Raw genomic sequence first — 19801 nt, forward strand, 5'->3', positions numbered from 1 at the left:
TTTCACCGCACTTTGAAGGATTAGTCTAGGTATTTGAATACTTTAATTACTTTTTTCACGCCGCTGATTTTGCTGGCAATGTCGGCTGCCGCATTGGCTTGAGATTGTGTGACGTTACCCAGTAAAAATACTTCTCCATTTTCACTAATCACTTTGACATCTGTGGCTTTAACTCGACCATCAACGAACATCTTAGATTTGACTTGCGTTGTGAGCCAACTATCTTTACTGATTTGTGCAAAAGAGATTTTTGGGCTAACAGTTAGTTCATTATAAACTTCATTGACACCTTCAACACCCTTTGCAAGAGCTGTGGCAGTGTCTTTTACATCACTATTAGGAACTTGACCTATTAAAAGTACTCGGCCATTGTAAGACACTGCATTTACACGACCTTCAGCCTTAATTTGGGCATCTTTTTCTACAGCATTTTCTACTTTAAATTCGAGGGTTTCATCATCAATTTGTGTCCCTGTCGTTCGGGGATCGGTAGCTACTTTAGCTGCTACAGCACCACCTCCAATCACAGCTGCAACACAGCCTTGTAGAAAAATAGTCGCTCCAAGCAGGATAGCGAGTTTTTTTAACGGGGATAATGTCATAATTAACTCCTTTTTAGATTAAATTACTATTAGTTTGAAAGTGATTTATTTTCCTGTCAAGCACTTGGGAATAAAGTCTGATCAACCAATTCACAAAGTGCATTAATCACAAAAAGATGGTTCTCTAAGATACGACTTTCTTTGGTGGCTGGGATTGATATTTCTAGATCCTTATCTGCTAAAATTCCTTGAATGGCATCGTTGTTAGAGCCAGTTAGCACAATAACATTAACTTCTTTGCTGACAGCATGAGAAATAATATTTAGCACGATTTTTTCTGTCCCCAAAGGTGCAAAAGCAATAAGTAAGTCGCCCGATTTTGCAATGGCATTAAATTGATGACAATACAATTCTTCAGGCGGTTGTTCAAAAACAAGTGAAGAACCCACTGCACTTTCTAAGCTCAATAACACAGACGGGAAGCTTGGTCTAACTAAATCATATCGATTAAGTAAGTTTGAGACGAGAAACTGTGCATTGGCATAAGAACGCGACACGCCACAGGCGATAACCTTATTACCGCCTAATAAACATTGCATTACCATTTGTGTGGCATTGGTAATATTTTCAGAAAGCATGCTAGATGCTGCAATTTGAATTTGAATACTTTCGCTATAAATATCTTTTACTTTTTGTAACATTATAAAAAGCCATTAATCGAGAAAATTAGGAATCCATTGAATATCTTGAGGTGTTTTGCCAAAAGCGATTAAATCAAAGCGGCAATTAGCATCTTCTAAGCTCATATTTTGTTTTGCAAGCCATAAATTTGCGGCATCTAACCATTTTTGTTGTTTTCGCCAATCTACGCTTTCTATAGCAGAACCATAGGCGGAATGACTTCGTTGGCGAACTTCAACAAAGACGATAGTTTCTTTGTCATTCATTATTAGATCAAGTTCACCACATTTGAAATTTTGATTAGCCGCAATAAATGTTAAGCCTTTTGATTCTAAAAAAAGGCGAGCTTGATGCTCAAAGCTCGCCCCTTGCTGACGTTTTAAAGAAAACATTAGTTTGCAACTGGTACAATTGCACCATCTTGATATTGATACCAAGTCATATCGCGTTCAACATTACAGTTGGTATCAGCACTTAAAATCCCTGTTAAGCCACTCAAGCGATAGCCTGGCACTTGGCGTAATTCATTAAATTGATTAATGAGCAACCACGCATCTGCACCCATTGCATATAAACGCATCAATTGATATTCACCCCCCGTGGATTTTGCTAACTTCTGATATTGTGGAGAATTGGTATCTTTAAAAAATGGAATATCACTAAACTGTACACCGTTCATCTGTGCGATGAAGTCGGTATTAGTGTTTGTCGCACTTGCGCTTGCTCGAGAACTGGCATAAATCGCTAAATTAGGTACGATATTTGTTAAATAACCTTTCATTTCTGCCAGTTCAGTTGGACTTGCTACGGCATAAAGTGCGGTTGTATTTGAGTTATTTTCTTGAACGAAATAGGTCACATCCGCAGGCAAATTGTAGTAACGGATATTCGCATCAGTACCTGCTAATTGCTGCCAACGTACATTAAAGGCATTGCCTACGCGTTGTCCTAAATCATTTTGCGGCATTGCGACAAGTGGATTACGCACGCCATCGTTCCACATTTTATTGGCGGCAGATTCAGCTTCATCTTCTGGAGAAAGTCCGTAATAACAAAGTTGAGGAATCGCACGAGAATGTGGTGTGGCATTTAATGCAAGCACATCCATACCTTGAATTTGAGCAGGATCCGCTAAAATCACATCAAGATTTTGTTTTAGTAATGGGCCGACTAAGGTTTTAATCCCCGCTTGTTTTGCTTGCGCAATGATATCTTGGACAGAATTCATTGAGGTATCAAACACTTGCACTGGAATGGTTGAGTTACCTTTCGCGTCGTTAAAACCCGATTGAATGGTTGTACCAAGAATTTGTCCATCTCCACTTAATGGCAAGAGTAAACCAATTTGTGACACATTCGTTTGTTGGAAATTAAGCAATGTAAGCAATTCTTTTGGGAACAACGTTGCGGCTGCATGATTTGGATAAGCATTTTTCCAACTTTGTAAGGCTTGGCTTAATTGTACAGGCTGACGAATATAATCGTTGTAGGCTTTGATTAATGTTAGCCAACCGCCTAAAGCTGCATTACCTTCATCAGAGGCATTATTAATAACGCCAGTATTCGCTGAACGCAATAAAGCCCAAGTTTTATCAATATTATCTTGACGACGTTGTACATCTGTTAAATTCTTATCCATTTCTATCCGCGCTTTTACCGCTTCAATCATGTCTTTACGGTTTTCGGCAACAATAGCTAAGGTTTCGTAATAACGAGATTTTTGTGACGGGCTTAGTTTATTTAAATCCAATGCACGTAATTGATTTTGTGCGACTTCATTGGCATTTTTTGCGGCAGAAATTCTCGCTTCAATTAATGCACGATCTAATTTTTGCGCATCATTTAATTCGCCTAATTCCCTCAATAACGCTGCCGATTGTTCAACCTTATTTTCACGGATTAACACTCGAGCCGCGAGCAATTTATAGGTTTGTTGATCTTCAAGTTCTTGCGTTTGCCCTAATTTGTTTATATAAAATTCAGAACTTGCATTTGCATCTTTTTGTAAGGTTTGCGTGAAATTGCTACCAAGTAGATTTGAACAGCCAGCTAAAGCCATTGACAATAAAATTGGCATTAAACGTTTTTTAAAACGTTCGCCTTGTAATAGAATAGACATCTTTGCTCCATCATAAACAGACAATAGTTGTAGCAAATCTTACTTATCTCATAACTTAAAAGCAAACAAAAATGACTGATTTAACCGGAATTTTATACATTGTTGCCACGCCCATTGGCAATTTACAAGATATTACCCAACGTGCTTTAGAGACTTTTGCTCAAGTGGATTTAATTGCAGCAGAAGATACTCGCCATAGTGGACTTTTATTGATCCATTACGGCATTAAGAAGCCATTTTTTGCTTTGCACGATCATAACGAACAAGAAAAAGCGCATATTTTGGTGGAAAAGCTCAAGCAGGGGAGTAATATTGCCTTGATTTCTGATGCGGGGACGCCATTAATCAGTGACCCTGGTTTTCATTTAGTACGCCAATGCCGTGAAGCTGGCATTCGAGTTGTGCCTTTGCCAGGAGCTTGTGCGGCAATTACCGCTCTTTGTGCATCGGGGATTGCTTCTGATAGATTTTGTTTTGAAGGCTTTTTACCTGCGAAAAGTAAAGCACGCAAAGATAAATTAGAAAATATCGCAGAAGAAGACCGCACTTTGATTTTTTATGAATCCACTCACCGTATTTTAGATACACTAGAAGATATGCAAGCGGTGCTAGGGGAAGGACGCTATATTGTGTTAGCCCGTGAAATGACTAAAACTTGGGAAACGATTACAGGGAATACGATTAAAAATTTACGCGAATGGCTTTTAGAAGATCCCAATCGTACAAAAGGCGAGATGGTTTTGATTGTGGAAGGCAAACCAAAGTCTGACAATAACGATGAAATTTCGCCGCAAGCGGTAAAGGCACTTGAGTTAATTGCAGAAGAATTGCCACTTAAAAAAGCAGCAGCTATAGTTGCTGAGTTGTATGGTTATAAGAAGAATGCTTTGTATCAATTTGGATTAGCGCATTTGGAAAAATAACCTCAAAATCAACCGCACTTTATTAATCCGATTTTAATCTGTGCTGTTGTATTAAACGGATACAAGCACTCACAAGATATTTACTTTAGACTGGAAAAAATATGTTAAACCAAGTTTCAAATACATTACTGACACCAAGTAATCTTTCAACTCAAACATTACTCAATATTTTTGACATTATGTCGCATCGCAATATTGATTATGCCGATCTGTATTTTCAACTTAGCCAAGATGAAAGTTGGGTATTAGAAGACGGCATTATAAAAGAAGGCGGTTTTCATATTGATCGTGGCGTTGGTGTGCGGGCTGTTTCTGGTGAGAAAACGGGGTTTGCTTATGCGGATCAAATTAATCTTGCTTCTTTGCAGCAATGTGCGGAGGCGGTAAAGGGAATTGCACAAGTCAAACAGGGGAATTTGATTTCGCTATCCGCTTTTAATGTTGTAAATCCTATTGCTCGTTATGCGGCGATTAATCCTTTGGAAAGTTTGACTAAAGAGAAAAAAATTGAGCTATTACATTTGGTTGATCGTACAGCACGCGCAGAAGATCATCGTGTAACCAAGGTTTCAGCAAGCCTCAGTTCTGTTTATGAAGAAGTATTAATTATGGCGACAGATGGCACATTAGCCGCAGATATTCGTCCTTTAGTTCGCTTATCTATTTCTGTGTTAGTAGAGGAAAATGGAAAACGTGAACGAGGAAGTTGTGGTTCTGGTGGGCGTTTCGGTTTAGATTGGTTCTTTGAAGTTGTTGATGGCGATATTAGAGCAGTACTTTTTGCTAAAGAAGCGGTTCGTCAAGCCTTAGTAAACCTTAGTGCAGTTGCAGCACCCGCAGGATTGATGCCTGTTGTGTTAGGTGCGGGTTGGCCGGGCGTATTGCTACACGAAGCGGTAGGTCACGGTTTAGAAGGCGATTTTAACCGTAAAGAAAGTTCACTTTTTACAGGCAAGATTGGTGAGCAAGTGACTTCACCGTTATGTACGATTGTGGATGATGGCACGATTGAAAATCGTCGAGGTTCACTAACTATTGATGATGAAGGTGTGCCAAGCCAGTGCAATGTACTCATCAAAGACGGGATTTTGCAAGGTTACATGCAAGATAAAATGAATGCCCGTTTGATGGGCGTTGCTCCAACGGGAAATGGACGACGTGAGTCTTATGCCCATTTACCAATGCCTAGAATGACTAACACCTATATGCTTGCTGGACAAAGTCAGTTTGATGATTTGATTGCTTCTGTAAAACAGGGGATTTATGCACCGCACTTTGGTGGAGGGCAAGTGGATATTACCTCTGGTAAATTTGTATTTTCTACTTCAGAAGCCTATTTAATTGAAAAAGGAAAAATCACGAAACCAGTTAAGGGCGCAACTTTAATTGGCAGTGGCATTGAAGTGATGCAAAAGATTTCTATGGTTGCAGATAAATCAGAACTTGATTTAGGTATCGGGGTTTGTGGTAAAGAGGGGCAAAGTGTACCTGTTGGCGTAGGACAGCCAGCACTAAAAATTGATGAAATTACTGTTGGTGGAACAAATTAAGTCATTGTGTAAAAGATCACAAAAATTCCATTAGAATTGGATTTTTACTGGCAATTTTATTCAAATTTTGATAGCCGCTGCGAAATTTTATTTCTTTTAATTATTTGAAATTATGTTGAAAAGAATTTTAGTTATTATTGGTTTAGCTGTATTAGCAACCGCTTGTTCTAATGCACCACGAACGGTAAGTCATCAGGTTATTTCAGAAAATGATGATATTCAATTAACTGGTTTAATTAATAATTTAGAAAAAGATAATCGAACAGGCATTTTTCACAAAGTGAGAACAAACCGTTCCTCTGCTTTGATGGGCGATAAGGCTCTAGCCAGTGTTTATAATGAATGGGTTGGCACTCGCTATCGTATGGGCGGTACGACTAAACGTGGTATTGATTGTTCAGCATTTATGCAAACTACTTTTTCTGAAGTTTTTGGTATTGAATTGCCTCGTTCTACGGCTGAACAGCGTCATTTAGGTAGAAAAATTAATAAATCAGAACTTAAAAAAGGCGATTTAGTTTTCTTCCGTAAAAATAATCACGTTGGTGTTTATATTGGTAATAACCAATTTATGCACGCAAGTACAGGGCAAGGCGTGACAATAAGTTCCCTTGATGAAAAATATTGGGCTAGAACCTACACTCAATCGCGTCGTATTATGTAATGAAGAAGAAAACCGAACATTAAGTTCGGTTTTTTTGATCAGTTTATTGATAAATGATCTGACCCCAAAAAGTTAGACTTATTTAGCTCAAGGACTGAGTTCTGTCATTTACAGGACTCAGTCTTTAGCCTCTTCTGAATACGCTCATGGAGCTTTTTTTCCAGTTATTAAAACATCTAAAGAAGCTTTCCATTCTACTGTTATCTAAACAATTTCCCTTCACATACTTTGAATGCCATTCTCCCTGAGTATGTGTTGATAATCTATCATCTGATATTGCCAACCTTGGTCGGAATGTAAATTTTAAAAAATTTATCTTTATTCAAACAAACCATGCCTAATTATCTTACTCAATTATCAAAAGATAATATGAAAGAAACAGAAAATACTGTTCATAAAATTAAAAGAGTAGCAGCATAGGTAGGGTTAAATCATTTATGTAAATTAGCGGATACTTTAGAAAGTGCGGCTAAAAATTCTGATGTTTTTTTATTGTGCTTAAAATTCACTTCAAAAACTACCTCATCCCAATTCCTAATTGATGGTCGACTTTGCTTTTTCCTCGCCAGCTTTTTGATAACCAAGCCAATCCCGAATGTTGTTGTAAGTCGAGTGATAATTTTGAATATTACGTTCGTTTGGCATATCAATAGGTTGTATTTCAGTAAAAGTTTCGTTTGTTAAATAATATTTTTCTTTATCTTTAAAGGTTTCAACGGATTTTGCATTGCTGATATTGAGTGATTGAAATACCCATACAGCACTGAACCTATCATAAAGAGAGAATTTTCTTTATATGCAGAGCAATTCCAAAAAAACACCGATTAAAGCCTAAAATGTCCTTATCCAAATGGGAATTATTCTGTTATAGTACTACTAATTCTTATAACAAGAGGATAATAAAATGTCTGTTCAACAACTCATTTCACGACTGACCGATATTGTTGGATCTCGTTATATTATTACTGATCCAACTAAAACAGAAGCTTATCGAAGTGGTTATCGATTTGGAACAGGAAACGCCCTAGCTGTTGTTCGCCCTGCCACTCTACTTGAGTTTTGGAACATTGTAAAAGTTTGCGTTGAACATGATGTTATTGTTATAAACCAAGCGGCGAATACAGGTTTAACTGGTGGCTCTACACCAGATGGCAATGATTATGATCGCGATATTGTCGTCATCAATACAATGCGAATTGACGGAATCCAACTCATCAATAACGCTTCCCAAGTTATTTGCTTACCAGGCTCTACACTCAATGAATTAGAAAATCAACTTAAACCGTTTGGTCGTGAACCCCACTCTGTTATTGGCTCATCTTGCATTGGCGCATCAGTTATTGGTGGGATTTGTAACAACTCAGGTGGAGCATTAGTTCAACGTGGACCAGCCTATACAGAAATGGCACTTTACGCTCAACTTAATGAAAAAGGTGAATTAGAACTAAAAAATCATTTAGGCATTGATTTAGGAGAAACTCCTGAAGAAATTTTAACTAATCTACAAGAAAAACGTTATCAGGTTAAAGATATTCGACAAGATTGCGGACATGGTCACGACCATTACTACTGCAACTATGTTCGTCAAGTTGATGAAGGCTCCCCTGCTCGTTTTAATGCCGACCCAGCTCGCCACTATGAAGCCTCAGGCTGTGCAGGAAAACTTGCTGTCTTTGCGGTTCGTTTAGACACCTTTCCGCTTGAAAAAGAGACGGCTGTTTTCTATATCGGCACCAATCAAACTTCTGTGTTGAGCGATATTCGTCGCCACATGTTAGTAAACTTCGAAGTGCTACCCATTTCAGGTGAATATATCCATCGTGATGCATTTGACATCGCAGCAAAATATGGCAAAGATACCTTTTGGGTCATTAAAAAGTTTGGTACACATTGGCTACCAAAACTCTTTTCCTTAAAATCAAACGTGGATCGCATCGGCAAAAAATTCTTCTTTTTACCACAACATTTAAGCGATAAACTTATGCAAACTGTGTCTAAATTCATCCCAGAACATCTTCCACAAAGCTTATGGGATTATCGCAACAAATACGAGCATCACTTAATTATCAAAATGGGTGGAAAAGGCATTCAAGAAGCCCGTGAATATTTGGAATCCTACATTGCAGATGGCTCAAAAGGTGGCTATTTTGAATGTAATGCAATCGAAACCCAAGCAGCAATGCTTCATCGTTTCGCTGTTGCAAGTGCTGCAATTCGTTATCGTGCAATTCACGAAAAAGAAGTAGAAGAAATAGTTGCTTTAGATGTTGCATTACGTCGCAATGATCAAGATTGGTTTGAAGTGTTACCGCCAGAAATTGATAACAGAATTATCTCTAAACTTTACTACGGACATTTTATGTGCCATGTCTTTCACCAAGATTACATTGTAAAAAAAGGTTATGATTATGAAGAACTAGAATACGAAATGTTGAAATTACTTGACAAGCGTGGTGTGCAATACCCAGCCGAACACAATGTAGGGCATTTATACGAGGCTAAACCAACCTTGAGAAAATTCTATAAAGAGTTGGATCCAACCAATAGCTTTAATCCAGGTATTGGTAAAACGACGAGGAAAAAATACTGGGCGGAATAAACCTCTAAAATGCAAACAAGATGTCAAATGTGACCGCTTGTTTATTATTTCCTCTTCTTAGATAGAGCCAACTCATCAAAATAAGGTCAGCAAATTATCTGATGTTTACCGCAAAATTATTTGACTTATTCCAGTCTACACTTGTACAGTAATTGTTGGTTACTAAATGTGACATTGTAAAGTGATTGATTTGTCGTGGATTGGCAATGAGCACGAAAAAGGCTGCTTGATATAATATTTTGGCAATCGTAAGATCCAAGCCGTCGGTGCTTTCATAGATGATTCAGTCCGCATTGAAACCTTGTAAATACTCAATGGTGTGTAATGTCTTTAGGATTGTTGATTTTGGTTCGTTTTGGGGAAAGCCCAATTACGAAGTGGCGTTTGCTCTCGTCAATACAACAAGAAATTTTGTTTTTGTTCAACCTTATCCTACCTTGCATTCGGTTTTAAGTCTAGTAACTGTTCGGTTTTTTGATGAAAATTATCTGCTCTCATTGCTACAATATGGTTTGTTTCCTAGGGAGGGCAGATATGCAGATAATGGTTTATGCTACTTTACATATATCGATAAAGTACTTATGCAAACTCAAGTTATTTGTTAATTCAGGATGAAATGATGTTACCAGCATATTCTTTTCTTGGGCTGCAACGATTTTATTATTTACCGTTGCAAGAATATTGACTTTTTTACCAACACTACTGATGATAGGTCCTCTGATAAAAGTCATAGGAATTTTACCAACCCCTTTGCAATCTGCTTCTGTATAGAAACTTCCCAATTGGCGTCCATAGGCATTCCTCTCAACCACAATGTCCATTGTTCCAAAATGACTCTCTTTCTGAGAAGTAATCTCTTTAGCCAACAGAATCAAACCAGCACAAGTTCCAAAGACAGGAAAGCCAGAAGAGATAGCTTGTTTTATCGGTTCCAGCATATACAGCTCTCTTAAAAGTTTTCCTATGGCGGTGGACTCACCGCCAGGTAGAATCAAACCTGATAAATCACTGTAATGTTGTTGAAAATTTTTTAAATTTCTCAGTTCGACACTTTCAATTCCTAATTTTTCTAGCATTCGTGCATGTTCCGCAAAGGCACCTTGTAGAGCTAATATTCCGATTTTCATTTATTTTCCTCGCTCAGCCATGAGAATTTGGATTTCATTTTCATTGATACCAACCATGGCTTCACCTAAATCTTCGGAGATTTGTGCTAGGATTTGTGGATTTCGATAGTTAGTTACAGCTTTGACAATAGCGCTAGCACGTTTTATAGGATCTCCTGACTTAAAAATACCTGAACCAACAAAGACACCCTCTGCGCCAAGTTGCATCATCAAGGCCGCATCTGCTGGAGTTGCAATTCCTCCAGCTGCGAAGTTGACAACTGGCAATTTCCCATGCTTATGGACGTATTGAACCAATTCTACAGGAACTTGTAAATCTTTGGCCGCAACATAGAGCTCGTCCTCACGTAAATTTTGAATGCGACGAATTTCTTGACTCATCATGCGCATATGGCGAACAGCTTGGACGATATCTCCTGTTCCTGGTTCTCCTTTTGTACGAATCATTGAAGCCCCTTCAGCGATACGACGCAAGGCCTCGCCCAAATCCTTGGCACCACATACAAAAGGTACTTGGAATTCTTTCTTGTCCACATGGAAACGGTTGTCAGCTGGAGAAAGCACTTCACTCTCATCGATATAGTCAATTTCAATAGCTTCCAAAATCTGAGCCTCAACGAAATGTCCAATTCTAACTTTTGCCATAACTGGAATGCTAACTGCTCCTTGGATTTCCTTGATCATCTTAGGATCGCTCATTCGAGAGACACCTCCAACAGCACGAATATCTGCAGGAATTCGTTCCAAAGCCATCACTGCAGCTGCACCAGCAGCTTCTGCAATGCGAGCTTGTTCAGGGTTTTGAACATCCATGATAACACCACCTTTGAGCATCTGTGCTAAGTTTTTATTTAGTTCATAACGATTTTCAGCCATTTCTTTGTCCTCATTATTTGGTTATTTATATTGATAGCTACGTTTTTTATTGTAATGTAGAAAAGTCTTTAGAACAAGTTTGAAAAAATGCGTATATATTAAAAGGCATAATGTCTAGTGTGCTTAATTTCAGTTTTTTGTATAAACGAAGTGTAGAACGTCAGAAGGATTGTCCAATTTAATAATAGAAAAAAGAGCTACTTTAGCTGAAAGAATTTCGTCCTTAAGTGCCACAATAGTTATTAAAAAAACCTTGAAATGTTTTTAAAAACCTTTTTCTATGTGGTTAGATTTTCTGAAATTTAAGAAAAAGCTTGAAAGGGAGTTTACGCTTTCCTAGAGCTTGTGAAATTAACTTTATTAGATAAGCCATACAAAACATGGAAGCTAGTAATAATCTCTAGGATGGTAATGAGGGGAAATTGTCTCTATAATGCGCAAAATTTTGATAATGAAAGGATAATTTGTATGGGAATGATTATTACTGTTGATGGGCCTAGTGGTGCTGGGAAAGGGACGCTTTGTTACGCGTTGGCTGAAAAGTTGGGCTATGCACTGTTGGATAGTGGGGCGATTTATCGCGTTACTGCATTGGCAGCGTTGCAACGTAAAACTGATCTAACAAATGAAACAGATTTAGCAGAATTAGCACGTCATTTAGATATTCAATTTATTCCTCAAAATGGCGAGGTAAACATTTTGCTTGCAGGAATGGATGTGAGCCGTTTAATTCGCACGCAAGAAGTGGCAGATGCTGCGTCAAAAGTAGCAGTTTTTCAAAAAGTGCGGTCAGCTTTATTACAACTTCAGCAAGATTTTGCGAAAAATGATGGATTAATTGCGGATGGTAGAGATATGGGAACAGTTGTATTCCCAAATGCACAAGTAAAATTATTTTTAGATGCAAGTGCTGAAGAACGTGCAAAAAGACGCTATAAACAGTTGCAAAATAAAGGAATAAATGGTAACTTTGCACAGATTTTAGCCGAGATAAAAGAGCGTGATCTTCGTGATAGAAATCGTGAAGTTGCGCCGCTAAAACCAGCGGATGATGCTTTATTATTGGATAGCACAGCCTTGAGTATCAATGAAGTGATCGATCAGGCGTTGTCTTATATTCAAGAAAAGGTATCAGTTTAGATTTAACTGTTTGTTCAAGGAAGAATAAGCATTTATCCTCAACCCCGCATTTTATGGATTTTAATGTGGATGTTATTAACTTAAATTAAGAAGATTATTTATATGTCAGAATCTTTTGCTCAACTTTTTGAAGAATCATTAAAAGGCCTTGAAACTCGTCAAGGTTCAATCGTTAGCGGTACTGTAGTAGCTATCCAAAAAGGCTTTGTGCTTGTTGATGCAGGTTTAAAATCTGAGTCTGCAATTCCAGTTGCTGAATTTTTAAATGCACAAGGCGAACTTGAAATCCAAGTTGGCGATACTGTAAATGTTGCTTTAGATGCAGTTGAAGATGGTTTCGGCGAAACTAAACTTTCTCGTGAGAAAGCTGTTCGTCACGAATCTTGGATTGAATTAGAAAAAGCTTACGAAGAAAAAGCGACCGTTATCGGTTTAATCAACGGCAAAGTGAAAGGTGGCTTCACAGTTGAGTTAAACGGTGTTCGTGCATTCTTACCAGGTTCTTTAGTTGATACTCGTCCAGCGCGTGAAGCAGATCACTTACTTGGTAAAGAATTAGAATTCAAAGTAATCAAATTAGATCAAAAACGTAACAACGTTGTTGTTTCTCGTCGTGCAGTAATTGAATCTGAAAACAGCCAAGAACGTGAACAAGTATTAGAAAATCTTGTTGAAGGTTCAGAAGTTAAAGGTATCGTTAAAAACTTAACTGAGTACGGTGCATTCGTTGATCTTGGTGGTGTTGATGGTTTATTACACATCACAGATATGGCTTGGAAACGTGTTAAACACCCAAGTGAAATCGTAAATGTTGGCGATGAAGTAACTGTTAAAGTATTAAAATTCGATAAAGATCGTACTCGCGTATCTTTAGGCTTAAAACAATTAGGTCAAGATCCTTGGGCTGCAATTGCTGAAAATCATCCAGTAAACAGCAAATTAACAGGTAAAGTAACTAACTTAACTGACTATGGCTGTTTCGTTGAAATCTTAGATGGCGTTGAAGGTTTAGTTCACGTTTCTGAAATGGATTGGACTAATAAAAATATCCACCCATCTAAAGTGGTTAGCTTAGGCGATACTGTAGAAGTAATGGTATTAGAAATTGATGAAGAACGTCGTCGTATTTCTTTAGGCTTAAAACAATGTAAAGCTAACCCTTGGACTCAATTTGCTGATACTCACAACAAAGGCGATAAAGTAACGGGTAAAATCAAGTCTATCACTGATTTCGGTATCTTCATCGGTCTTGAAGGTGGTATCGATGGTTTAGTTCACTTATCTGATATTTCTTGGAGTATTTCAGGCGAAGAAGCTGTTCGTCAATACAAAAAAGGTGACGAAGTGTCAGCTGTTGTATTAGCTGTTGATGCAGTAAAAGAACGTATCTCTTTAGGTATTAAACAACTTGAAGAAGATCCATTCAATAACTTTGTTGCAATCAACAAAAAAGGTGCGGTAGTATCTGCAACTGTTGTTGAAGCAGATGCTAAAGGTGCTAAAGTTGAATTAGCAGGTGGTGTTGAAGGTTATATCCGTTCTGCTGATTTAACAAGTGAAGTAGCTATTGGCGATGTGGTTGAAGCGAAATACACTGGAGTAGATCGTAAATCTCGCATTGTTCACTTATCAGTGAAAGCAAAAGATCAAGCTGAAGAAGCTGCGGCAGTTGCAAGTGTAAATAACAAACAAGAAGATATTGTTATTCCAAATGCAATGGCTGAAGCATTTAAAGCAGCTAAAGGTGAATAATTAATTCACGTAATAAGGCTGGGCTGATGTCCAGCCTTATTTGTTAGGAGTTATTGCTAATATATTTGTGTAATTTATTATCAATAGATCTTAATTTAAATAATATTAAGGAAGTATAGAGGATGACTAAGTCAGAACTTATGGAAAAATTGTCAGCAAAACAGCCAACTTTATCTGCAAAAGAAATTGAAAATATGGTAAAAGATATTTTAGAGTTTATTTCTCAATCTCTTGAAAATGGTGATCGTGTTGAAGTTCGAGGTTTTGGTAGCTTTTCTTTACATCATCGGCAACCACGTTTGGGAAGAAATCCGAAAACAGGCGATTCAGTAAACTTATCAGCTAAGTCTGTTCCATATTTTAAAGCGGGTAAAGAATTAAAAGCTAGAGTGGATGTTCAGGCTTAATTGATTAAAATTTAATTAAAATATTTTTGATTAAAAAGTTTATTTTGGGTTACAAATATTTTAAAGGAAATGAAATGATTAAATATATTTTAGGCATTGTGATCTTTATTGCGATTGTGTTAGTTGCAATTACCATTGGTGCGAATAACGATCAGATTATTACATTTAATTATATTGTGGCAGAAAGTCAGTTTCAGCTTTCAAGCCTCGTTGCAATTTTATTTGGGTTAGGTTTAATTCTTGGTTGGTTAATTACTGCTTTTTTCTATATTAAGTTAAAATTAAAAAATATGGCACTAGCTCGTCAAGTGAAACGTCAGACTTTACAAATCAATGAATTGACGACTACGCGCGATAAGGTCGCTTAATGATAGAATTACTCTTTCTATTATTGCCTATTGCTGCTGCCTATGGCTGGTATATGGGGCGGCGTAGTGCGAAGAAAGATCAAGATGACATAAGTAATAAACTCTCCCGAGATTATGTTACGGGAGTGAATTTTTTACTTTCTAATCAAACTGATAAAGCTGTAGATTTGTTTTTAGATATGTTGCAAAAGCAAGAAATCGAAAATGAAATCGAAAGCCACTCCCAATTTGAAGCCGAGCTTACACTTGGTAATCTGTTTCGTTCTCGAGGCGAAGTTGATCGTGCATTGCGTATTCATCAAGCTTTAGATCTTAGTCCTAATTATACTTTTGAACAAAAATTACTTGCAAAACAACAGCTTGCTCGAGATTTTATGGTGGTTGGTTTTTTTGACCGAGCTGAGAATCTTTATATTTTACTAGTAGATGAACCTGAATTTGCAGAAAATGCTTTACAGCAACTTTTAGTGATTTATCAAAAAACAAAAGAATGGAAAAAAGCAGTCAATATTGCTGAAAAACTCGCTAAAATAAAGCCACAAGAGAATAATATTGAACTTGCGCAATGTTATTGTGAATATTCACAAAGTTTAGAACCTGAAAGTGCGGTTGAAAAACGCAGTGTTTTACAAAAGGCTTTGTCGGTTTCTCCGACTTGTGTTCGCGCTTCTTTATTGCTTGCAAATTTAGCAATGCTTGATGGTCAATATCAACAAGCAGTAGAAATTTTAGAAAATGTTTTGGAGCAAAATCCAGATTATACGGGTGAAATTTTGTCACCTTTAAAACATTGTTATGAAGAATTAAATCAGTTAGATAATTTTGAGTTATTTTTAATTCGTGCAGGTCAAATTATTAATAATGATGAAGTAGAACTAGCTCTAGTCAAATTAATTGAAGAAAAAGATGGTAAGTCTGCTGCGCAAGCTAAGCTTTATCAACAACTTACAAAAAATCCAAGTACTTTAATTTTCCATCGTTTTATGCAGTATCAAATTGATGATGCAGAAGACGGGCGGGGAAAAGAAAGCTTAATTTTATTACATAAAATGGTTGGCGAAAGGATTAAGCAAACATCGCCTTATCGTTGTACAAATTGTGGTTATCAAATTCATAAGCTATTGTGGAATTGCCCATCTTGCCGTCAATGGGAAAGTATTAAACCGGTTTCAAATCAAGAACATAATTAATTGATACTCAGTGAGGTAACATTATGACAAGCAAAATTATTGTGGCATTGGATTATGAGAAAGAAGCAGAGGCTCTTGCTTTAGTTGATCAAATTGATCCAAGTTTGTGTCGATTAAAAGTGGGTAAAGAAATGTTTACTACACTTGGTATTAATTTTGTAAAACAATTACATCAACGTAACTTTGATGTTTTTTTGGATCTTAAATATCACGATATTCCAAATACGGTAGCAAGAGCAGTTCGTTCTGCTGCTGATTTAGGCGTATGGATGGTGGATTTACACGCAAGTGGTGGTTTGCGTATGATGGAAGAGGCGAAGAAAATTCTTGAACCTTATGGGAAAGATGCACCATTGCTTATTGCCGTGACGGTATTAACCAGTATGGAAGATTTGGATTTATTACAAATTGGGATTAATGCATCGCCAATGGAACAAGTTTTACGCTTAGCTCATTTAACCCAACGGGCGGGTTTAGATGGTGTAGTCTGTTCCCCTCAAGAAGTTGAAATTTTACGTAATACTTGTGGTAAAGAGTTTAAATTAGTTACACCGGGGATTCGTCCAATAGGAACTGATTTTGGTGATCAACGACGTGTGATGACGCCTACTGCAGCAATTCGTGCAGGTTCAGATTATTTAGTTATTGGACGCCCTATAACTCAAGCGGATAATCCTGCGGAGGTTCTCCGTTCTATTAATGTATCTATTGGGTAATCATAAATGTCAGATTTTGTTTTAGTGTATTCTACAGATGTGGGGCGAATTAAAGAGGAAAAGGCTTCTGTAGTTCGCCCAAAAGGAGACGGTGTTGTACGTATCCAAAAACAAACAAGTGGTAGGAAAGGTGCTGGCGTATCGGTTATAACTGGTTTAGATTTATCTGACGAGGATTTGAAAAAATTAGCTGCAGAATTAAAGAAACGTTGTGGATGTGGCGGATCAGTTAAAAATGGTATTATTGAAATTCAAGGGGAAAAACGAGATTTGCTCAAGCAATTATTAGAGCAAAAAGGGTTTAAAGTTAAATTATCAGGTGGATGATTAAAAAGGCACATTAGTGCCTTTTTTGTTATAGATTTAAAATTTCTTTGACGAAAGGAATTGTGAGATTTCGTTGTGCTTGCAATGATGCTTTATCTAGTAGATCAAGTGCTTCAAATAAAGTATGCATATCTCGTGCTAGTCGTGTAATTAAAAAATTTGCAGTTTCGTCAGATAATTGGAATCCTCGTTGGTAAGCTGTATGCTGTAGTACTTCGACTTTTTGTTCATCTGTTAATGAATTTAATTGATAAATTTCGCCCCAAGTCAAGCGAGAGTTTAAATCAGGTAATTTTACAGAAAGTGCGGAAGGCGATTTATCTGCACTAATTAGTAACAGCGTTTTTCCGCTTGCTTTAATTCGATTGAATAGATCAAAAATAGCTAATTCCCATTCATCATTTCCTATGACGCTTTGTAAATCATCTAAGCATACCAATTCTTGCTGTTCTAAATTTTCAAGAACTGCGGTAGAAAAATATTGAGATTTGCTAAGGGGTACATAAATAGCAGTACGTTGATTGATTAAATATTCGTTACTGAATGCTCTAAGTAAATGGGTTTTACCAGAGCCTTTATCTCCCCAAATGTAGAAAAACGGTTGTTTTAAATCAGATGAATTTTTGCGTAAAGAATCAAGCAATAAAAGATTATTATCGCCGTAAAAGTTTTCTAATGTGGCATCATTAATTTGATGAATGGGTAAGGGAAGCTGTTTATTCAAATGTTTATGTAGTACAGATTAAGTAAGAAAGGGCTAAATGATAATTTAACCCTTTGAAATGAGGATTATTCTACTTCATTTTTTGCTTTCGGTAAAACAAGGTTTAAGATGATAGCAACAATCGCACATAAGCTGATACCTTTTAGTGATACGTTACCCACATCTACAAACATATTGCCGATACCAAATGTCATTACAACAGAAATAATACATAGATTACGCGCTTCGGTAACATCAACTTTGCCACGAATTAAGGTGCTAATGCCCACGACTGCGATTGAACCGAAAACAAGCATCATAATTCCACCCATTACAATCGTTGGAATGGTTGATAGGAATGCGCCTACTTTTCCACAGAATGAAATCGCAATAGCCCAAACAGCAGCCCAAGTCATAATATTTGGGTTAAAGTTGCGTGTTAGCATCACAGCACCAGTAACTTCCGCATAAGTCGTATTAGGCGGACCGCCCACTAAAGAAGCTGCAGCAGTAGCGACGCCATCGCCTAATAAAGTGCGGTGTAATCCTGGTTTTTTTAGAAAATCTTTACCTGTCACAGAGCTAATCGCCATAATACCACCAACGTGTTCTACGGCAGGGGCAATAGCAATTGGTAACATATAAAGAATAGCTTCTAGGTTAAATTCAGGTGTCGTTAATTTGGGCAAACTGAACCAAGGTGCATCAATAACTGGTTGGAAATTAATTAAACCCAGAAACAAACACAAAATATAGCCTACGGTAATACCGAACATTATTGGAATAAGTTTCATCAATCCTTTGGCAAATACAGCCACAGATAAAGTGGTAAGAAGCGTTACCATTGAAACTAATACTGCGTCGTTATAAGCATAGTTACTGTTTTTACCTAATGACATATCCACCGCAATAGGTGCAAGCCCCATGCCAATGATAATAATTACTGGCCCAACAACCACTGGTGGGAAAAAACGTTGTAGTGCTTCTGCTCCCCGTAATTTTACTAACGTACTCAAGGCGAAATAAACAAGCCCAGTAAACGCTAAACCGCCCATCGTAGTCGCAATACCCCAAGTTTGAACACCATATTGAATGGGCGCGATAAAGGCAAAAGATGATGCCAAGAAAATAGGCACTTGTTTGCCTGTACAAAATTGGAAAAGTAGAGTGCCAACGCCTGCTGTTAATAATGCCGTATTGGAATCAAGTCCTGTAATTAATGGTACAAGAACAAGCGCACCAAATGCGACGAAGAGCATTTGTAGGCCAACGAAAGATTGTTTTAATTTGCTTTGATTTTCCGAAGGAAAAGAAGAAGTTTGGTTTGTCATTTAGTTTCAACTCTCTGTTTGAATTAACTTAAAAGTGCGGTCAGTTTTTCTTGTGTTTCACGCACGGAAAAAAGACGGCTTAAATGCCGTCTTGTTTTGGGGATTATTTTGTCCCAAAAATTTTATCGCCCGCGTCACCAAGACCCGGAATAATGTAACCTTGTTCATTTAAATGGCTATCAATAGAAGCGCAGTAGAGTTCAATGTCAGGGTGCGCAGCCTCAAGAGCCTTAATTCCTTCTGGTGCAGCCACTAACACTAATACTTTGATATGTTTACAACCTTTTGCTTTTAAAAGATCGAGGGTGGCAATCATAGAACCGCCTGTTGCAAGCATTGGATCGACAACAATTGCAAGACGTTCTTCTAAATCGCTAGCTAATTTTTGAAAATAAGGGACTGGCTTAAGGGTTTCTTCATTACGGTAGATTCCCACTACACTGATACGCGCGCTTGGTACATGTTCAAGTACACCATCCATCATACCTAAACCAGCACGTAAAATTGGCACAACCGTTACTTTTTTACCTTTAATTCGATCAATTTCTACAGGGCCATTCCAACTGTTGATCGTTACTTTTTCAGTTTCTAAATCAGAGGTTGCTTCATAGGTTAATAGGCTACCAATTTCTGTTGCCAGTTCACGGAATTTTTTTGTATCAATCTCAGCTTCACGCATCACACCTAGTTTGTGTTTTACAAGTGGGTGTTTTACTTCAACTAGTTTCATTTTCACTCTCCTTTTGGCTCTTAAAAAACAAATTGACGAATTTTAGATTAAAAACA

At 37.4% G+C, this 19801-nt stretch carries 21 protein-coding genes and 2 pseudogenes; 12 read left to right on the forward strand and 11 right to left on the reverse strand.

The window, feature by feature from the left end:
- Positions 1 to 20 precede the first annotated feature (20 nt).
- From dolP to AT683_RS06215, 4 genes are read right to left on the reverse strand one after another with little or no spacing between them, the layout of a single operon-like run.
- Positions 21 to 602, reverse strand: coding sequence for a division/outer membrane stress-associated lipid-binding lipoprotein (gene dolP, locus AT683_RS06200; RefSeq protein ID WP_005657657.1), 582 nt, complete (start codon positions 600 to 602; stop codon positions 21 to 23).
- A gap of 56 nt (positions 603 to 658) precedes the next feature.
- Positions 659 to 1243, reverse strand: a complete 585-nt coding sequence (locus tag AT683_RS06205) for a D-sedoheptulose-7-phosphate isomerase (protein ID WP_005657655.1) — start codon at positions 1241 to 1243, stop codon at positions 659 to 661.
- Between the two features lie 12 nt (positions 1244 to 1255).
- Positions 1256 to 1615: a YraN family protein gene (locus AT683_RS06210; RefSeq protein ID WP_005654204.1), complete on the reverse strand. Its 360-nt coding sequence runs from the start codon at positions 1613 to 1615 to the stop codon at positions 1256 to 1258.
- Positions 1615 to 3342, reverse strand: a complete 1728-nt coding sequence (locus AT683_RS06215; protein WP_005657651.1) for a penicillin-binding protein activator — start codon at positions 3340 to 3342, stop codon at positions 1615 to 1617. Before AT683_RS06215 ends, AT683_RS06210 begins: the two co-directional genes overlap by 1 nt.
- A gap of 71 nt (positions 3343 to 3413) precedes the next feature.
- Between AT683_RS06215 and rsmI the strand changes: the two genes are divergently transcribed.
- The 3 genes from rsmI to AT683_RS06230 all read left to right on the forward strand — a co-directional run bounded on the left by rsmI (position 3414) and on the right by AT683_RS06230 (position 6479).
- Positions 3414 to 4265 (forward strand): 16S rRNA (cytidine(1402)-2'-O)-methyltransferase, encoded by an 852-nt coding sequence (rsmI, locus tag AT683_RS06220; protein ID WP_005657649.1) that lies wholly within the window; start codon positions 3414 to 3416, stop codon positions 4263 to 4265.
- A gap of 101 nt (positions 4266 to 4366) precedes the next feature.
- A complete protein-coding gene (gene tldD, locus AT683_RS06225) occupies positions 4367 to 5815 on the forward strand; it encodes a metalloprotease TldD (protein WP_011272722.1) in 1449 nt (482 codons plus the stop codon).
- Between the two features lie 112 nt (positions 5816 to 5927).
- Positions 5928 to 6479, forward strand: a complete 552-nt coding sequence (locus AT683_RS06230; RefSeq protein ID WP_005659678.1) for an NlpC/P60 family protein — start codon at positions 5928 to 5930, stop codon at positions 6477 to 6479.
- Positions 6480 to 6561: 82 nt separating this feature from the next.
- Here AT683_RS06230 and AT683_RS09780 read toward each other — a convergent pair.
- A pseudogene (locus AT683_RS09780) lies at positions 6562 to 6779 on the reverse strand (IS3 family transposase); the annotation flags it as partial.
- Here AT683_RS09780 and AT683_RS09905 point away from each other — a divergent pair.
- A pseudogene (locus tag AT683_RS09905) lies at positions 6780 to 6968 on the forward strand (Hpt domain-containing protein); the annotation flags it as partial.
- 45 nt (positions 6969 to 7013) lie between these two features.
- Here AT683_RS09905 and AT683_RS09785 read toward each other — a convergent pair.
- Complete coding sequence (locus tag AT683_RS09785; protein WP_219335594.1) at positions 7014 to 7214, reverse strand: type I restriction endonuclease subunit R, EcoR124 family; 201 nt, start codon at positions 7212 to 7214, stop codon at positions 7014 to 7016.
- Between the two features lie 169 nt (positions 7215 to 7383).
- Between AT683_RS09785 and dld the strand changes: the two genes are divergently transcribed.
- The gene (gene dld / locus AT683_RS06240; RefSeq protein WP_038441045.1) at positions 7384 to 9078 is read left to right on the forward strand and encodes a D-lactate dehydrogenase; all 1695 of its coding nucleotides are present in this window, start codon (positions 7384 to 7386) and stop codon (positions 9076 to 9078) included.
- Positions 9079 to 9626: 548 nt separating this feature from the next.
- Here the strand turns inward: dld and pdxT are convergent.
- The gene (pdxT, locus tag AT683_RS06245; RefSeq protein ID WP_005687358.1) at positions 9627 to 10205 is read right to left on the reverse strand and encodes a pyridoxal 5'-phosphate synthase glutaminase subunit PdxT; all 579 of its coding nucleotides are present in this window, start codon (positions 10203 to 10205) and stop codon (positions 9627 to 9629) included.
- On the reverse strand, positions 10206 to 11081 hold the full coding sequence (pdxS, locus tag AT683_RS06250; protein WP_005654219.1) for a pyridoxal 5'-phosphate synthase lyase subunit PdxS: 876 nt from the start codon (positions 11079 to 11081) through the stop codon (positions 10206 to 10208).
- A 468-nt stretch (positions 11082 to 11549) separates the two neighbouring features.
- On the opposite strand from pdxS, the gene cmk reads away from it, so the two are divergent.
- The 7 genes from cmk (at position 11550) to yciH (ending at position 16981) form a co-directional block, all read left to right on the forward strand.
- Positions 11550 to 12221, forward strand: a complete 672-nt coding sequence (gene cmk, locus AT683_RS06255; protein WP_038441048.1) for a (d)CMP kinase — start codon at positions 11550 to 11552, stop codon at positions 12219 to 12221.
- A gap of 102 nt (positions 12222 to 12323) precedes the next feature.
- A complete protein-coding gene (gene rpsA, locus AT683_RS06260) occupies positions 12324 to 13973 on the forward strand; it encodes a 30S ribosomal protein S1 (protein WP_011272719.1) in 1650 nt (549 codons plus the stop codon).
- 122 nt (positions 13974 to 14095) lie between these two features.
- Complete coding sequence (locus AT683_RS06265) at positions 14096 to 14380, forward strand: integration host factor subunit beta (RefSeq protein WP_011272718.1); 285 nt, start codon at positions 14096 to 14098, stop codon at positions 14378 to 14380.
- 74 nt (positions 14381 to 14454) lie between these two features.
- The gene (locus tag AT683_RS06270) at positions 14455 to 14748 is read left to right on the forward strand and encodes a LapA family protein (RefSeq protein ID WP_005652934.1); all 294 of its coding nucleotides are present in this window, start codon (positions 14455 to 14457) and stop codon (positions 14746 to 14748) included.
- Positions 14748 to 15938, forward strand: a complete 1191-nt coding sequence (gene lapB / locus AT683_RS06275; RefSeq protein WP_005652936.1) for a lipopolysaccharide assembly protein LapB — start codon at positions 14748 to 14750, stop codon at positions 15936 to 15938. The genes AT683_RS06270 and lapB overlap by 1 nt, the downstream gene beginning before the upstream one ends.
- A gap of 23 nt (positions 15939 to 15961) precedes the next feature.
- Positions 15962 to 16654: an orotidine-5'-phosphate decarboxylase gene (gene pyrF / locus AT683_RS06280; protein ID WP_005657628.1), complete on the forward strand. Its 693-nt coding sequence runs from the start codon at positions 15962 to 15964 to the stop codon at positions 16652 to 16654.
- Between the two features lie 6 nt (positions 16655 to 16660).
- Positions 16661 to 16981: a stress response translation initiation inhibitor YciH gene (gene yciH, locus AT683_RS06285; RefSeq protein ID WP_038441050.1), complete on the forward strand. Its 321-nt coding sequence runs from the start codon at positions 16661 to 16663 to the stop codon at positions 16979 to 16981.
- Positions 16982 to 17009: 28 nt separating this feature from the next.
- On the opposite strand, the gene hda is transcribed toward yciH, so the two are convergent.
- From hda to upp, 3 genes are all read right to left on the reverse strand, one after another.
- Positions 17010 to 17705, reverse strand: coding sequence for a DnaA regulatory inactivator Hda (gene hda, locus AT683_RS06290; protein WP_011272716.1), 696 nt, complete (start codon positions 17703 to 17705; stop codon positions 17010 to 17012).
- Positions 17706 to 17770: 65 nt separating this feature from the next.
- Positions 17771 to 19015 (reverse strand): nucleobase:cation symporter-2 family protein, encoded by a 1245-nt coding sequence (locus AT683_RS06295; RefSeq protein WP_005657620.1) that lies wholly within the window; start codon positions 19013 to 19015, stop codon positions 17771 to 17773.
- Between the two features lie 103 nt (positions 19016 to 19118).
- Positions 19119 to 19745, reverse strand: a complete 627-nt coding sequence (gene upp, locus AT683_RS06300; protein WP_005657618.1) for a uracil phosphoribosyltransferase — start codon at positions 19743 to 19745, stop codon at positions 19119 to 19121.
- Positions 19746 to 19801: the final 56 nt, after the last annotated feature.

The organism is Haemophilus influenzae (assembly GCF_001457655.1).
Lineage (GTDB): Bacteria > Pseudomonadota > Gammaproteobacteria > Enterobacterales > Pasteurellaceae > Haemophilus > Haemophilus influenzae.

What these genes read in the sequence shown, in the direction of transcription:
- AT683_RS06270 (WP_005652934.1), top strand. Translation starts at nt 14,455, where the DNA reads ATGATTAAATATATTTTAGGCATTGTGATCTTTATTGCGATTGTGTTA.
- AT683_RS06210 (WP_005654204.1), bottom strand. Translation starts at nt 1,615, where the DNA reads ATGTTTTCTTTAAAACGTCAGCAAGGGGCGAGCTTTGAGCATCAAGCT.
- dolP (WP_005657657.1), bottom strand. Translation starts at nt 602, where the DNA reads ATGACATTATCCCCGTTAAAAAAACTCGCTATCCTGCTTGGAGCGACT.
- tldD (WP_011272722.1), top strand. Translation starts at nt 4,367, where the DNA reads ATGTTAAACCAAGTTTCAAATACATTACTGACACCAAGTAATCTTTCA.
- AT683_RS06265 (WP_011272718.1), top strand. Translation starts at nt 14,096, where the DNA reads ATGACTAAGTCAGAACTTATGGAAAAATTGTCAGCAAAACAGCCAACT.
- pdxS (WP_005654219.1), bottom strand. Translation starts at nt 11,081, where the DNA reads ATGGCTGAAAATCGTTATGAACTAAATAAAAACTTAGCACAGATGCTC.
- pyrF (WP_005657628.1), top strand. Translation starts at nt 15,962, where the DNA reads ATGACAAGCAAAATTATTGTGGCATTGGATTATGAGAAAGAAGCAGAG.
- AT683_RS06230 (WP_005659678.1), top strand. Translation starts at nt 5,928, where the DNA reads ATGTTGAAAAGAATTTTAGTTATTATTGGTTTAGCTGTATTAGCAACC.
- AT683_RS06205 (WP_005657655.1), bottom strand. Translation starts at nt 1,243, where the DNA reads ATGTTACAAAAAGTAAAAGATATTTATAGCGAAAGTATTCAAATTCAA.
- upp (WP_005657618.1), bottom strand. Translation starts at nt 19,745, where the DNA reads ATGAAACTAGTTGAAGTAAAACACCCACTTGTAAAACACAAACTAGGT.
- dld (WP_038441045.1), top strand. Translation starts at nt 7,384, where the DNA reads ATGTCTGTTCAACAACTCATTTCACGACTGACCGATATTGTTGGATCT.
- cmk (WP_038441048.1), top strand. Translation starts at nt 11,550, where the DNA reads ATGGGAATGATTATTACTGTTGATGGGCCTAGTGGTGCTGGGAAAGGG.
- rpsA (WP_011272719.1), top strand. Translation starts at nt 12,324, where the DNA reads ATGTCAGAATCTTTTGCTCAACTTTTTGAAGAATCATTAAAAGGCCTT.
- lapB (WP_005652936.1), top strand. Translation starts at nt 14,748, where the DNA reads ATGATAGAATTACTCTTTCTATTATTGCCTATTGCTGCTGCCTATGGC.
- yciH (WP_038441050.1), top strand. Translation starts at nt 16,661, where the DNA reads ATGTCAGATTTTGTTTTAGTGTATTCTACAGATGTGGGGCGAATTAAA.
- AT683_RS06295 (WP_005657620.1), bottom strand. Translation starts at nt 19,015, where the DNA reads ATGACAAACCAAACTTCTTCTTTTCCTTCGGAAAATCAAAGCAAATTA.
- rsmI (WP_005657649.1), top strand. Translation starts at nt 3,414, where the DNA reads ATGACTGATTTAACCGGAATTTTATACATTGTTGCCACGCCCATTGGC.
- AT683_RS06215 (WP_005657651.1), bottom strand. Translation starts at nt 3,342, where the DNA reads ATGTCTATTCTATTACAAGGCGAACGTTTTAAAAAACGTTTAATGCCA.
- pdxT (WP_005687358.1), bottom strand. Translation starts at nt 10,205, where the DNA reads ATGAAAATCGGAATATTAGCTCTACAAGGTGCCTTTGCGGAACATGCA.